This window comes from Streptomyces sp. TRM70350 (assembly GCF_019219825.1).
Lineage (GTDB): Bacteria > Actinomycetota > Actinomycetes > Streptomycetales > Streptomycetaceae > Streptomyces.
The window spans coordinates 188775-201963 of sequence record NZ_JAHUXH010000005.1; the positions used below are offsets into that span (position 1 = coordinate 188775).

At 69.4% G+C, this 13189-nt stretch carries 17 protein-coding genes and 5 pseudogenes; 13 read left to right on the plus strand and 9 right to left on the minus strand.

What is annotated here, in order from left to right; all coding sequences use genetic code 11:
* Positions 1–337: 337 nt before the first annotated feature.
* Positions 338–866, minus strand: a pseudogene (locus KWI83_RS38315) (DUF5994 family protein).
* A 279-nt stretch (positions 867–1145) separates the two neighbouring features.
* On the opposite strand from KWI83_RS38315, the gene KWI83_RS10515 reads away from it, so the two are divergent.
* The 4 genes and pseudogenes from KWI83_RS10515 to KWI83_RS10525 form a co-directional block, all read left to right on the plus strand.
* Positions 1146–1706: a DUF5994 family protein gene (locus tag KWI83_RS10515; protein ID WP_218514196.1), complete on the plus strand. Its 561-nt coding sequence runs from the start codon at positions 1146–1148 to the stop codon at positions 1704–1706.
* Positions 1707–2065: 359 nt separating this feature from the next.
* Positions 2066–2326, plus strand: a pseudogene (locus KWI83_RS38320) (hypothetical protein).
* 84 nt (positions 2327–2410) lie between these two features.
* Complete coding sequence (locus KWI83_RS10520) at positions 2411–2683, plus strand: hypothetical protein (protein WP_218514041.1); 273 nt, start codon at positions 2411–2413, stop codon at positions 2681–2683.
* 209 nt (positions 2684–2892) lie between these two features.
* A pseudogene (locus KWI83_RS10525) lies at positions 2893–3282 on the plus strand (Asp23/Gls24 family envelope stress response protein); the annotation flags it as partial.
* 134 nt (positions 3283–3416) lie between these two features.
* Here the strand turns inward: KWI83_RS10525 and KWI83_RS10530 are convergent.
* On the minus strand, positions 3417–4418 hold the full coding sequence (locus KWI83_RS10530; RefSeq protein WP_218514042.1) for an acyl-CoA desaturase: 1002 nt from the start codon (positions 4416–4418) through the stop codon (positions 3417–3419).
* Between the two features lie 315 nt (positions 4419–4733).
* Here KWI83_RS10530 and KWI83_RS10535 point away from each other — a divergent pair, with 315 nt between their 5' ends.
* From KWI83_RS10535 to KWI83_RS10575, 9 genes are all read left to right on the plus strand, one after another.
* On the plus strand, positions 4734–4925 hold the full coding sequence (locus KWI83_RS10535) for a CsbD family protein (protein ID WP_218514043.1): 192 nt from the start codon (positions 4734–4736) through the stop codon (positions 4923–4925).
* Positions 4922–5269 (plus strand): hypothetical protein, encoded by a 348-nt coding sequence (locus KWI83_RS10540; protein WP_218514044.1) that lies wholly within the window; start codon positions 4922–4924, stop codon positions 5267–5269. Before KWI83_RS10535 ends, KWI83_RS10540 begins: the two co-directional genes overlap by 4 nt.
* Before the next feature lie 39 nt (positions 5270–5308).
* Positions 5309–6013, plus strand: coding sequence for a DUF5994 family protein (locus KWI83_RS10545; protein ID WP_218514045.1), 705 nt, complete (start codon positions 5309–5311; stop codon positions 6011–6013).
* A gap of 10 nt (positions 6014–6023) precedes the next feature.
* Positions 6024–6272: a hypothetical protein gene (locus tag KWI83_RS10550; protein ID WP_218514046.1), complete on the plus strand. Its 249-nt coding sequence runs from the start codon at positions 6024–6026 to the stop codon at positions 6270–6272.
* Positions 6273–6315: 43 nt separating this feature from the next.
* On the plus strand, positions 6316–6561 hold the full coding sequence (locus KWI83_RS10555) for a hypothetical protein (RefSeq protein WP_308122017.1): 246 nt from the start codon (positions 6316–6318) through the stop codon (positions 6559–6561).
* A gap of 642 nt (positions 6562–7203) precedes the next feature.
* Positions 7204–7629: an STAS domain-containing protein gene (locus KWI83_RS10560; protein WP_218514047.1), complete on the plus strand. Its 426-nt coding sequence runs from the start codon at positions 7204–7206 to the stop codon at positions 7627–7629.
* Positions 7626–8297 (plus strand): hypothetical protein, encoded by a 672-nt coding sequence (locus KWI83_RS10565; protein ID WP_256362051.1) that lies wholly within the window; start codon positions 7626–7628, stop codon positions 8295–8297. Before KWI83_RS10560 ends, KWI83_RS10565 begins: the two co-directional genes overlap by 4 nt.
* A gap of 61 nt (positions 8298–8358) precedes the next feature.
* Positions 8359–9048: an ANTAR domain-containing protein gene (locus KWI83_RS10570; RefSeq protein WP_308122018.1), complete on the plus strand. Its 690-nt coding sequence runs from the start codon at positions 8359–8361 to the stop codon at positions 9046–9048.
* 79 nt (positions 9049–9127) lie between these two features.
* A complete protein-coding gene (locus tag KWI83_RS10575) occupies positions 9128–9844 on the plus strand; it encodes a GAF and ANTAR domain-containing protein (protein WP_218514049.1) in 717 nt (238 codons plus the stop codon).
* A 45-nt stretch (positions 9845–9889) separates the two neighbouring features.
* On the opposite strand, the gene KWI83_RS38325 is transcribed toward KWI83_RS10575, so the two are convergent.
* The 7 genes and pseudogenes from KWI83_RS38325 to KWI83_RS10605 all read right to left on the minus strand — a co-directional run bounded on the left by KWI83_RS38325 (position 9890) and on the right by KWI83_RS10605 (position 12992).
* Positions 9890–10021 (minus strand): hypothetical protein, encoded by a 132-nt coding sequence (locus KWI83_RS38325; RefSeq protein WP_256362052.1) that lies wholly within the window; start codon positions 10019–10021, stop codon positions 9890–9892.
* An 89-nt stretch (positions 10022–10110) separates the two neighbouring features.
* Positions 10111–10260 carry a sigma factor-like helix-turn-helix DNA-binding protein gene (locus KWI83_RS10580; RefSeq protein WP_374106291.1) on the minus strand — a complete coding sequence of 50 codons (150 nt, stop codon included), beginning with the start codon at positions 10258–10260 and terminating at the stop codon, positions 10111–10113.
* Positions 10261–10485: 225 nt separating this feature from the next.
* Positions 10486–10797 carry an ANTAR domain-containing protein gene (locus KWI83_RS10585; protein WP_308122027.1) on the minus strand — a complete coding sequence of 104 codons (312 nt, stop codon included), beginning with the start codon at positions 10795–10797 and terminating at the stop codon, positions 10486–10488.
* An 89-nt stretch (positions 10798–10886) separates the two neighbouring features.
* Positions 10887–11242: pseudogene (locus KWI83_RS10590) on the minus strand (PRC-barrel domain-containing protein).
* A 124-nt stretch (positions 11243–11366) separates the two neighbouring features.
* Positions 11367–11576, minus strand: a pseudogene (locus KWI83_RS39920) (hypothetical protein); the annotation flags it as partial.
* Positions 11577–11659: 83 nt separating this feature from the next.
* Complete coding sequence (locus tag KWI83_RS10600) at positions 11660–11947, minus strand: hypothetical protein (protein WP_218514052.1); 288 nt, start codon at positions 11945–11947, stop codon at positions 11660–11662.
* A 577-nt stretch (positions 11948–12524) separates the two neighbouring features.
* On the minus strand, positions 12525–12992 hold the full coding sequence (locus KWI83_RS10605) for a hypothetical protein (protein ID WP_256362053.1): 468 nt from the start codon (positions 12990–12992) through the stop codon (positions 12525–12527).
* Positions 12993–13189: the final 197 nt, after the last annotated feature.

A 13189-nucleotide genomic window follows, 5' to 3' on the forward strand; every position in this document is an offset into this window, starting at 1 on the left:
ACCGCCTGGGAGAAAACTGGGAGAAGATCTTCTCCCAGAACCCCTGTCGGGCCATTCCAGACCAACCGAGGCCAACCCCCCTGACCTGCACAAACAGCACCCCGAGCAGGTAGGGATCTTGACCGAACCTCATTCGGGACGAAGGGGTCGTGGGTTCAAATCCCGCCACCCCGACAGAGAAACACCAGGTCAGGCCCGGTGCTGAGAGATCAGCGCCGGGCCTGATGTGCTGTACGGCCCCGCGGACACCACCACCGACGGGCGGCACCGCCTCGATCGCCTTGAAGTCGGCGGCGCCCAGCGAAGACAGCCCTACGGGCGCCCGGGTCTCCCGACGTCATTCCTGGGGCTCGTGGCGTTCCTCGGCGGTCCGGGGGTCCTCCGCGGGGATCGGGTGTGCCTGATGGGTGCCGGTGTCAATGAGGATCTGTTCGGCAGGGTGACGTTGTCGGCCCGGACGGCCCTGGCCATCGCGGCACGGGCGGCGTCGGGTGTCGCGTGCGGCGGGACCACGAGAAGGGAGAAGTGGTCCTGGCCGCCCCGAGTGATCAGGACAGTGTCGTTACCGACCGGGAAGGAGTCGATATGGACGACCTGGTCGTCGATGACCAGGCGCGTGGGAAGTTCATCCCATGCCTGCGTCCAGGCCGACGCGCGTGATGAGGCCGACGTGCCTCGTCAGCATGTGGATGAGGTCGGGCAACTCCGCACTGATGTCGCGGGAACGCGGCCACCATGCGCCGTCGGGGTTGTCCTTCCCGGGATTGCGTCGTCTCCAGCCGCAGGAGAACTGTCCCGGGTTTCGCGGTCCGGTGGATCGCGTCCGGCAGGAGCCCAGGGGCGCGAGGGATGTCGGATTCGGTCATGGTGCGTCCGTCTGTCTGCGGGATTCGCTGTCGCCGCCGAACGCGGGACCTCGTCCTCTCACCGTAGGTCGTGCGCCGCCGCACCGGCTGCGCTCGCCGGCGGTTCCGGACTCGTTGCCCTCTCTGTGAAATGCCTGCTCACGCGCACGTCCCGGGGCCCCGGAGCGGCGTAGAGTGAAAGCACCGGGAGTACTTCGCACACCGGCCGCCATGTCGGTGTCGTTCCCTGCGATCAACAACACCGGCCTCCAAGAGGAGGACCGGGGACAGGTCCGCGTCATGACCGCGACCGTCGAAGCTACGATCATCAAAGAGCCCCTGCCTTCGGCGTCGGCCCGGCTGTCTCTGGCCCCGACCGGCTCGGTTTCAGGTCTCCTGGACGGTGCCTGGTGGCCCCGCTCCCGTGATCTCCTCCGGGAGATCCCCACTCTGACGGACGTGCTGGACGCGTGCTGGGGCCGGATCACCCGCGTCACCGTGAACCCGGCCCACTGGCCCGTCATCCCGCGCAAGGTCCCCGTCACGGGGCACACGGTGCATGTCGGCTGGTTCGCCGACGAGCAGGACCCGAACAAAGTGATCCTCCTCTCCTACACGGTGGGCCGCCTGGACCTGCTGGTGATCCCTCCGGAGACGGAGCCGGCCGCCGCCGCCCGGCTGATGGCAGCAGCAACCGTTCCGGGAGGTATCCGCACCGCCAGCGGTCTGATGGCCGACGAGGCCATGAGCCACGACGCGGCGGAGGCTCGGAGCCGGGAAGAGGAATGGGAGACCGATGGCGGAGCCTCTTCGGCGGCAGGAGCCGCGATCTGGATCTTGAGTTGCGCCCTCAGGAGGTGAGGACGGGGAGACAGCCGTCACTGTCGCCGTGACATCGCGGGAATGTTCCTGATCCACCGGCTCAACGCGCAGCATGACGAAAGGACCGGGGCGTTCCACTACAGCGATGCCCTACCGGGAATCGGTCGGCGGACACATAAGAGCCCACGTGCCACCGTGCCGAAGGGTCCTGCCGACGCCACATGCCGTGAGCATCAAGAGGGGAGCCGCTGATGACGCAGACCTGCATCCAGCCAGAGGTGGGTGTGGGGCGACGGCCGACACACCGACCGACACGTCGCCCCTGATGCACGTCGCCCCTGATGCACGTCGTCCTGCATGAGCAAACACGTCGTCCTGAATGGGCAAAGGGGTCACCCATGAAGTCACCGGAACTGCCGCCGGCCGGGCACGCGGAGGTTCGTATCGTTGCCGCGGACCCGGAGGCGGCTCGCCATGTCGCGGAGATTCTCCGCCGTTGCTTTGCCGCCGCCGAAGCGCGCAGCTAACCCGCAGGGGGCGACGGAGGAACACGCCTCCACCTCACCGTGGACACCACGCGCATGGCGGAGCCGGTCCGCTCCTGGCTGTTGACCAGCCAGTCCTCCCGGGACGATCAGACACAGCCGGACGAAATCTGAGGAGATGCCCCTCAGTAGGGGAAGGAGGATTCCGCCCCAAGACGTACGGGTTTCCGTCGATGCCGGCACGAGAGGCAGGCGACCATGGCGACACTGCACGAGCGGAAGCACTACCGCGAGGCGATCATGAAGACCCTGTACGAGGCCGTCGAAGGCAATCGCCTCCTCGGCCTCACCGGGGCACAACTGCGCGAGGGCCTCGCCATGCCGGAGGAAGACCTGGCCGCCGCCTGCACGTACTTGGCGGCCGAGGGACTGATCCAGGTCGACTGGGCGCGAGGAAACACACCCGCGATGGTCGCACTGACACACAAGGGGATCCAGCTCATGGAGACCGAGGAGAAGGACAGTGACTGACACGGCACACGCCGCCCTCAGGGCTCGGGCCGGTCACATGCCACTTGCCTGAACGACGTAGGGCCCTTGCCGTTAGCGTGAAGGAAGGAGGCGCGACAGGCCGCCTGTGCGGAGAGTGGTGACCGAAGACGACGGATACCGGACTACCGAACCGGCCCGAGACCCCTAGCGCGGGATCATCGGGCGAGCGCGGCGGGAACAGTGCGGGGGTGCCGCACGGAAGCGATCCGGGGTCGCGGCCATACAACGATCGCCGACGGTGTGGTGGCGAAGATCGCCGGGATGGCGGCCCGGGATGTGCCGGGCGTCCATTCGATGGGCGATGGGTTCGCCCGTGGCATGGGGGCCATGCGTGAACGTATGCCCCGTGCCGGCGGGAAGTCCGTCACCAGCGGGGTGCGGGAAGTCCGTCACCAGCGGGGTGAAGGTCGAGGTCGGCGGGATTACAGACCGCGGCCGGCCTGGAGATCGTCGTTGAGTACGGCGTCTCCATCATCGATGTCGCGGGCGACGTCAGAGAGAACGTGATCGCTGCCATCGAGCGGATGACCGGTCTGGAAGTTGTCGAGGTCAACATCGCGGTCGGCGATGTGCCTTTGTTCTGCCTTTGTTCGACGGGGACGAGGAACAACCAGAGCGGCGGCTCGAGCAATCGCTGCCGGAGCAGCGGGGTGGGACGGCGCCACGGGGCACCGCCGCCGGTTGTCGTGCTCGCGGGTGTGGAAGGCCGGCGTCAGGCGCGACGGGCCGCGACCCGCTCCTCCGTCGGCCAGCGCACGTCGTGCACCCAGCCGAGGCGTTCGAGGAGGCGGATGACGGCGGCGGAGGGGTCGAGCTGTCCGCGGTCGACGCCGTGGCGGGCGCTGGTGGGGTCGGCGTGGTGGAGGTTGTGCCAGCTCTCGCCGAACGACAGCAGGGCCAGCGGCCACAGGTTGGTGGCCCGGTCGTGGCGCCGGGTGCGGAACGGGCGCTCACCGATCATGTGACAGAGGGAGTTCACGCTCCAGGTGACGTGGTGGAGCAGCGCGATGCGCACAAGTCCCGCCCACAGCAGGGCGGTCACGCCGTACAGCCACGTGCCGCCGATGGCCCAGCCCACTACGAACGGCAGGGCGAGCGTGAGGACGCACAGCGCCGGGAAGGCACGGGCGACGGCACGGATGTCGCGGTCGGCCAGCAGGTCGGGGGCATACCGGTCGGCGGGTGTGCGGTCGTTGCGGAACAGCCAGCCGACGTGCGCGTGCAACAGCCCACGCAACTGGCCGCGCAGATGCGTGCCGTAGCGGTACGGGGAGTGCGGGTCCCCCGGCCGGTCGGTGAACGCATGGTGGCGGCGATGGGTGGCGACCCAGCCGATGACGTCGCCCTGGAAACTCATCGAACCGGCCACCGCGAGCGCGATCCGCACGGGGCGGACGGCCCGATAGCCGCCGTGGGTGAGACCGCGGTGGAAGCCGACCGTGACACCGAGACCCGTGATCGTGTAGAGGACGAGGGCGAGCACGATGTCGGCGGGGTGGATGAGCCTCCCCCACAGCAGCCAGCCGGCGAGACCGATCGCCACGAACGGCAGAACCACGATCACCGCGGTCACTGTGACATACAGCCGCCCACTGCCGCTGCGCACGGGCGCCGGGCCGTCGGGCGGGAAGGGGGACGTCCCGTCGTAGCCCTGGGACGGCGGGGCGGGATCCGGCGGTGTGACCGTCGTGGACGTGGTGGGACTGAGTGGCATACGTGGCTCCTCGGCCTGAGTGCGGATGGCGCGGCCGGGGTCACGGGCTGCCCATGTGATGGGGGTCGCGAGGACGGGGCCGGTTCGGACACCGGCATACGAAGAGCCCTCGGTTCCTCCACCGTACTCCCGCACGCTCCGAGACGGGGCGGGCCGGATCGCGTGGCCACCGCGTTGACACGGACCGTTGCCGGGCGTTGACTGGCGGCACGGTGCAGGGCCATGCAACTCCGGAACACACGGCGAAGCATTCCGCCTTCCCGCCTCGCCCAGACCCCGCGGGAATCCATCTACCGGACAACAGCGAGGCCGGCCATGACCGTTTCACGGACCATCAGGAACCAGGCGCAGACGATGAAGGGCAGGATCGCGGACGAGCTCGGCCGGGTCACCCGCAACAGGCGACTGCAGCGCCGGGGCAGGACCGACCGGGTTTCCGGAAGCCTCAAACAGGCCGTCGAGAAGACCAAGGACGCCTTCAGGCGGAACGGAAGCGGCCCCCGATGATGTACGACCAGACACGCGCCCAGCAGCCCGCGGGCCAGACCCGGCGCCCCGCCGAGCGCCGCAGCCCGCGCCCGGAACCGCTGCTCCCGTCGGACGAACAGGACAAGATCGTCCTGCGCCTCCGGCACGCCCTCAACACCTTCGCCGACACCCCGCGCGAGGCGCTGGAAGAGGCCGAGAGCGCCTATGACGAAGCCACCGCCCAGCTCGTGAACGCCCTCGCGGAACGGCGACGTGTCCTGCGCGCCGGATGGCAGGACCGGGATCCCGAGACGCAGTCCGACGAACTCCGGCTCGCGCTGAGGCAGTACCGGGAGATCACCCAGCGACTGCTCCACATCTAGGCGGCCACCAATCCGCGCTGCGGCGGAGCGCGGAGTAGTGTGGACAGCACCGAGGGCATCTCGCACACCGGCTTCCACGCCGGGTCGTTCTCGGCGAACGATGAAACCCGGGCCGCCGCAGAGGCGGCCCGGAGACGGGTCCGCATCATGTCGGCGACCTTGCACCCAACCCTGCCGCACCACGAGCCCGCCGCAGCCCCGGCCGCGCGTCTCACCCTGAAGACCGACGGCAGCTCCCGCGGACTCCTGGACGGTGCCTGGTGGCCCCGCTCCCGGGATCTGCTGAGCGAACTGCCGGCACTGACCGGCGTGTTGGCCCCCTTGTGGGGCCGCATCACCCGCATCGCCGTCAACCCGGAGCACTGGCCGGTCATCCCCCGCAAGGTTCCCGTGGAGGGCCACATCGTCAGGGTCGGCTGGTTCACCCCGGAAATCGACCCGCACAAGCTGCTGCTGCTCTCCTACGGCACCGGCCGCTGGGACCTGCTGGTCATCCCGCCCGAAACCGGCGCGGCGTCGGCGGCCCGGCTGATGGCTGCCGCGTCCGACTACGACGGCCCGCCACTGACCGCGAGCGCGCTCATCGCCGCGGACGAGGCCCGGCACGGCGTCTCCGCGACCGGCGAGCCACTGGACTCGGACGAGGCATGGGAGTACGAAGGCGGCGCCTCCGCGATGTCCGCGGCCGTTCCGGAACAGACCGGTCCGCCCGGTCGGGCCAGCCGCCTGACCACCGGTATGTGAGGTGGCCGCCATGAACGCCTTCCTGACCGCCGCCGCCTTCGTGGTTCTCATCGCAGCGGCGGCGTACGTGATCCACCGGCTCAACATCCAGAACGCCGACAGAATCGCCGTGCACCGGTACAGCACCCCCCTGCCCGGCCGCCGCGGCCGCGGCACGCCGCAGCCCCCGGTGGGACCGGGCCGGTCCGAGTCGCCGACCACCGGCGAACGGCGGGACCATGCCGCTTCCCGCCGCGCCGCCACCCCGCACCGCCGCTGATCCGTGACCACTAGGCCGTCCGGCAACTGGGAGTCCGGCCACCTTGCCCGTCGGCTTCGGCGGTGAAGAGCCCCGGATCAGCGGGCAGATGCTCCAACGCGGCGACCGAGTGCTGTGCTTCACCCACCGCCTGATCGAGGAGCACGAAGCCGGCGAAGAACAACTCATCCACTGGGTCAACCGCGTCGAACACACGGAGAAGGGAGTACGAGCGGTGGTGCGCTCGCTCCCCCACGCCCGGAAGCAGCAACGGGGCGGCGGCACCACCGACGACACGCCCCTTTCCTGATCGAATGGCGAGGGGGCACCGCCGACCACCTCACGCTCCTGGAGTGAGCCGACAACCGCACGGCCGAAGACAGGGCCGGCGCCACAGGGACCCGCTGCCTGGCAACCTCGGTGCGCACTCGCCCCTGGCTGTCCGCCGGTGCGCCCCTTCCAGCCCTGGGGAATCACGTGACCGGATTCCGCGTAGTCGCACTGTTCGACTCCGTCATGCGAGCCACCTCGTGGGGCGGTGCACGGGGGTGCCGTGGTCGGGCGGCCGTCCTGAGTGCTTTCTGTCCGACTGCCGTAGCGATGCCTCGGACATGCGCGAGCCACCGCGCTTTTTGCACCGTCCATATCCTGGGACTGGGCTGCTTCGGACCGTCCGTCACACGACGCGAGGACTACACTGTACTGAGCAGACGTCCCAGACCCCGGCGGCACGCTGTTGCTCAACACAGATGGCTGCGGGGTGCGGACTCCTCGTCCGTCACCCGGCGCATCCCTGGAGAGAACTGGGTGGGTCCTCTGTCCTGCTGCGCAGGCTGTCGGACCGGCCGTTGCTCTGCCTCCGCCGAAAATACGCCCCTACCGGGAGCGCGCCCAGGGGCCGGAACTCCGGCCCACCGTGCCGCTGCCGGATGGTCTTCCGAACCGAGGCGTCATGCCCCTGCCACAGCTCACCGTCTACCGCCATGACCGAAGGACACGGGCGCTGATCACCCTGGCCGGTGAGATCGACCTCGAATCCGCGCCGTTGGTGCGCGTGTCCCTGGAGCGGTGCCTGCGGGACGGTATCCGCACCATCGACGTCGACCTCACCCCCGTCACCTTCTGCGACTGCAGCGGAGTCAACGCCTTCCTCCACGCTGCGCAGCAGACCACCGTGGCCGGTGGGACGCTGCGACTGCACCATCCGCCGACGACGCTGGCTCGGATTCTCGACCTCACCGGCTGCGGGTTCCTGCTCCTCGGCCTTCCGTTCGGCCACCTGCCACCTCCTCTCGGCGACACCCCGGCCGCGCCCCTTCCGGCCCCGCCACCCCGGTCTGCCCCGCTTGCTCCTGTTCTCCCGGGCGATGTGCGATGACGGCCGAACCCGGGCGGGGACAGTCATGGAAGCCGGGGGACGGCGAGCCGTCCGCCGTGGCTCCGGTGCGGTTGCGTCGGCTGAACCGTTGGCTGGTGGAGGGCCTGCGTGAGGCTCTGGCGGGGCTGTATGTGGAGTCCCGTGCAACGGCGCCGGGTGATCCATACCGCCGTCCCGGCCGCCAGAACTTCCTGAACCGTCTCACCGTGGACATGCGCCGACCGGGATTCGCCATGGTGATCGCCGAGACGGACAGCCTGAGGGGATGCGCCTTCGGATTCCCGGTACGCGGCGACGGCTCCTGGTGGCTCGGCTTCGACGGAGTACTGCCGCGCAGCATCGAGCAGCTCACAGCGTCCGGCAACGTCTTCGCGTTCGCCGACATCCTGATCCGGCCGCATCCGCAGGACCGGGAACTCGCCCGTCGTGTGCAGGAGCGGCTGCTGACCGACCATCAGGCATCGCTCGGCGCCACCCTGGTGGACCGGGCCGATCATCCAACCCTCACTGCGCTCCGCTCCTGGGGGTGGCTGGACATCGGAGAGCTTCGCAGGCCGGCGGGTGCCACCACGCTCCGCGCGCTGGTGCTCCCCCTCGGGGAACGCACCACGGCGAGGCTGGAGGGCCTTGTCACGATGCCTGGAGGCGGTGGCCCCAGTGGGGCCTGACAGGCGGTCGACCCGCATTCAGATGCTGGTGGCCGAGCAGGCGGCCCGACGAGGTGCCCCGGTGAGTGTGGTGGACGTATGCACCGCGGCCGTGGCCGCGCTGCCGGTCGGCGGGGCGGGGCTGTCGGCGATGTCCAAGACCGCGGCGAGCCATCCGTTGTGCAGCACCGACGACATCAGCGAGCAACTGGAAGAGCTCCAGCTCACGCTGGGTGAGGGGCCCTGCGTGGACGCCTTTGCACGCGGCTCGGCCGTCCTGACACCCGATCTCCTCACCACTGAACTCCAGGATCGCTGGGCGGTCTTCGCCGACGCTGCCCTGGAAGCCGGAGCCCGCGCGGTGTTCTCGCTCCCCCTGCAGAAGGGGGCGATCAGCCCGGGGGTTCTGGACCTGTACGCCAACATTCCGACCGTACTGGACACGGAGGAACTTGCCGACGCACTGGCGTTCGCCGATCTCGCGACGCTGCTCCTGCTCGACACAAGGATCGACGAGGCGGGCGCGCCGGCCGGCGGGCCGATGCCGGACCGCGGCTTCGAGGACCTGGGCGCATACCGAGCGGAGATCGACCAGGCCAGCGGGATGCTCACGGTTCAGCTCGGAGTCGGCATCGAAGAAGCCTTCGTCCGGCTCCGCGCCTACGCCTTTGTGCAGGGACGCCGGCTCGCGGACGTGGCCGCCGACGTGGTGGCCCGACGGCTTCGTTTCTCCCCGGACGCGGAGCCGGATCAGGCCGAGGAGGAAACCTGACGCATCGGTGCCGACCGAGGAACGTGCCGTACTTCCCGCCCCTTCGGGCAGGGACTAGTCTCAATCGAGGGTGCCCACGATGGATCAACAGCTTCTGGCCAAGACCTTCGTCGAGCTGGCCGACAACCTGGTCGCCGACTTCGACATCATCGACTTCCTGCGCCTGCTGACCGACCGCTGCGTCGGCATGCTCGATGCGAGCGCCGCCGGGGTGTTGCTCGCCGACCGGGACGGCAGACTACGTGTCATGGCCGCCTCCGACGAACAGGTACGCCTGCTGGAGCTCTTCCAGCTCCAGAACGACGAAGGCCCCTGCCTGGAGTGCTTCCGCACCGGCGCACCGGTGATCGTCCCCGACCTCGGTACGGTGACCGCCCGCTGGCCGCACTTCGCGGTGGCGGCCCAGCGCAGCGGGTTCGGGGCAGTCCAGGCCCTGCCCATGCGTTTGCGGGACGAGATCGTCGGCGCCCTGAACCTCTTCCGCACCACCCCCGGCCCCTTCGACCCGGCCGCCACACCCCTCGCCCAGGCCCTGGCCGACGTCGCCACCATCAGCCTGCTGCAACAACGCACCGCTCAGCGCAGCACGGTGCTGAACGAACAACTGCAGACAGCGCTGAACAGCCGGGTGCTGATCGAACAGGCCAAAGGGAAGCTCGCCGAACGCCAGGGCATCGACATGGAGCAGGCGTTCACCGCGCTGCGCGGCTACGCCCGCTCCCACAACCGGCGCCTGGCCGATGTGGCCCGCGCCCTCATCGACAGCTCCGAACCCCTCGCCGGTCTGGGGTCCTGACCCGCGCCCTTGCCGGGGCCCGCTACTGCTCTGCACCGTCCTCGTTCAGGCGGCGGTGGAGTTCCGGTCATGACGTGGATCACTCGCGTCAGCTCGGTGTTGCTCTTGGTCCAACTCCTGCTCGATGAACAGCATCCGCAGCGCGATGGCGATCGCCCGGATGAAGACGAACGGCATCGCCCCTGTCCGCAGGGCACCGCCGGCAACAGGGAACGGCCCACACCGGCCCCTGGCAGTCCGGCGCCGCCCGTGCACACGGGACGTCGTCACACTGTCCTGCCGCGATCGTGGGCTTCGGCCATCACCTGGTCGCGCAGGCGCGCACAGGTGTGGATGATCAGCCGGGAGACGTGCATCTGCGAGAGACCGAGCTGCAGGACGATGCGGTCCTGCGTCATCTCGCAGCAGAACCGCAGGCGATGCGGAGCGGAGAGCGTGGAGGGCCGGTGAGCCTGTCATGCCTTCGGGCGACCTGTCGACAGCGAAGCAGTGATCGGGCAGAACGGACGAGGAACCGCACGACCGGTGTGTGAGATCCACGAAGCGGGCTGACAGCAGAGGCGTCCGACGGTCGTGCTGGGCGAAGGCACCGGAGAGTCGAGCTCACAGCTCCCGGTGCCGTCCGTTGGGCGCGCACGCCATCACCTCCGGTCCGCCGCATGGAGTCGCCTCAGTGCTCGGCGCAGCTCACCCTGTATCGGTTCCGGGAGAGTCTGGTCCTTCGTCGTGGCGACCAGGGCGGCGGCCACGTCCCGGAGCTTTATATTGCAGTGCTGCGACACGTCCACCAGCAGGTCCCAGGCCCTCTCGCTGGAACACGGGGCCAGGGCCATCACCATGCCGCGTGCCTGGTCGATCACCGCACGGCTCGCCAGGGCCTGCCCCAACTGCTCGTTTCTGGTGCGCAGTTCGACGATCTCAGCCAGCAGAGCCGCGTCCCCCGCCGAAGGCACAGCCGTCAACAGCCGCTGTTCTTCACGGGGCGGGGTCACCTGGGGGCAAGGTCCGTACCTCACAGGGCAGTCATCCCGTCCGTAGGTGGTCAGCGGCGCGCCAGTTGCCGTTCGCCGGCCGCACCGGGCTTGTAGGGCAGTCCGTAGTGCTCGAAGATCGCTTCCTCCTGCTCGGCGGGCAGGACGTCGTCGGTGCCGATCGAAGGGGCCTGCTTCACCAGCGTTCTGACATGGCCGACCTGAGACGGCCCGGCCCGGCGATCGCGTCCTCACGAGGGACGAAGACCAGACGGCGCCGGGTGGGCAGTCCGGTCCGTACCGTGGCCATGGGCGGATCGTCGGTAGTGGTGTCCACATAGACCGCCTCCAGGACACCGATCTTGTGCGACTCGGTGTCGACGACATCGCGGTTGCGCCATTCTCGGACGTCGGCTGCGTGAATCATGACTTCTCCCTACCTGGACGACCCGCCTGGCGGTCGTGAGTCGCACCCCTGGTTCTCCGCGTGCGACCAGGGCCGCGGCCGCCTCCGGGAGTTTGACGTCGCACTGCCGAGAGACATCCACCAGCAGGCCACTGGCCGCCCCGCGGCGGCAGGGAGTCAGGACCATCAGCATGCCGCGGGCCTGGTCGATGACCGCACGCCCGGCCGGTGCCCGCCGCAGCTGATCGTTCTCGGCGCGGAGTGCGACGACATCCTGTCCCGCCGACGCGTTCCCCCACGTGGCCTCGGCCCGCAGATCCCGCCACTCCTCTTGGATCACGCTTGTGCGCTGCATGGCATACACCTCTCAACGGTCTCGACGCGTCCGGCCTGGCTGTAGCCGTCCCGGAACCCCCGGCTACCGGGCCACGTCACGCTTCACCTGCGGTGTTCGCGGTCCCGGCGGTCCTCGCGCCGCCAGCGTGCCCGGTTCTGACGGCGGTAGCGGCGGTCCCAGCGGTCCTGACGATTCCGGCGCCCCTGGTAGTCCCGGTAGTCCCGGTAGTCCCCGAGATCGGAACTGCCTCCAGGGATCCGGCCTCCGCCACGATCGCGGCTGTGTTGGGTGACGGCGTAGACCAGCACCGCCGCGGCCACCCACCAGATGGGATGGAGGAATCCGAAGCCGAACAGGACCGCGATGAGGATGAGGAGCAGGACGAACACGGTGGGCCTCCCCGGGAGCGGGACACAGCATCGATACCGGGGACTGGGGCCTCACCGCACAGCGTAGCCCTGTCCGAGGGTTGTGGATACCGTGCGACGTGAGCGCGTCCTGCCCGGCATGGATGGCTACTTGACACCTGTCGGGGAGCTGCGGCGAGGTCTGGCGTGCGACATGCCGCCCCTGCCCCCGGCAGCGTCGCACCGCCAGCGCGCTCCCCAGAGGGCGCATCCTGCGCATCGGTGCCGAACCCGCCGCGTCACGAGCGAGGCCGTTCCCGTACGAGCCCATCGTCACGCATCCCGGTCGCGCCCTGATGCGTCCCGAGCAGGCACCGATCTGCTGCCCGCACGTCGCACGCATCCCACACCAGGCGGTACACATGTACGCGCTGTTCCTTCCCGCTTCAACTCCCTTCGTCCTGCTCGCCACCGTGATGGCCCTGTCCTGGTGGGAGGACCACATCTTGCCGGCGCCGCCGACCGAGCCCGCCGAAGCCCCCGCCGAGGCTCCGTTCACGCCAGCGGATCCGCCCGCCGAGCAGCAGGTGCTGCGACCACCAGAGGAACAGCACGGCGCTCAGCGACGCGACGGCCCCGCCTGCCAGGGGTTCACGCCGCAGCGTGGTGGTGGGGAGACGTAGAGGTATCCGGTGAGGACGCAGAGCCACACCACAAGCCGCCACCTGGCCCACCAGCGGGCCGACGGCAGGTCCCGGACCTTTTCGTAGCCGGTCTGCACCACTGCACCGAAGGCCGGGCCGAACACGGCAAGGGCGGCAATACCGAACGCGGTCGTGGTCCGCAGGGCCTGGCCGGGCCGGGTGAACAACTGCTCGACCTGCCGCCTGGAGGCCGTCGACACGCCGGGCCCTTCCCCCAGCCACTGCGCGAACCCCCGCCCGTGCTCGGGATCGGCAGAGGAGACGATGATCAGCAGCGGCACCAGCGTGAGCAACCCCAGCGCCGCGAAGCCCAGCGAACGAGACCACAGCTCAATATCCCTGCTCCGCCACCACCCGCGCCCGACTGGCGCACGGCTGATCACGTGGCGCAGTCGCCCGAACCAAGATGAACGGTCCGCGGCACCGGCAGGCTTCATCGGCATGCCTGTCGACTTACCACGGTCGAAACCCTTGCCGCGCGAGGGCGCGACGCAGAGATTCCCGGATAGCCTGGAAGAACGATGGGCTACCGGGCTCAGCGGGCTGTGACTGCCCGCAGGGGGCAGCTCGTACCGGCCCG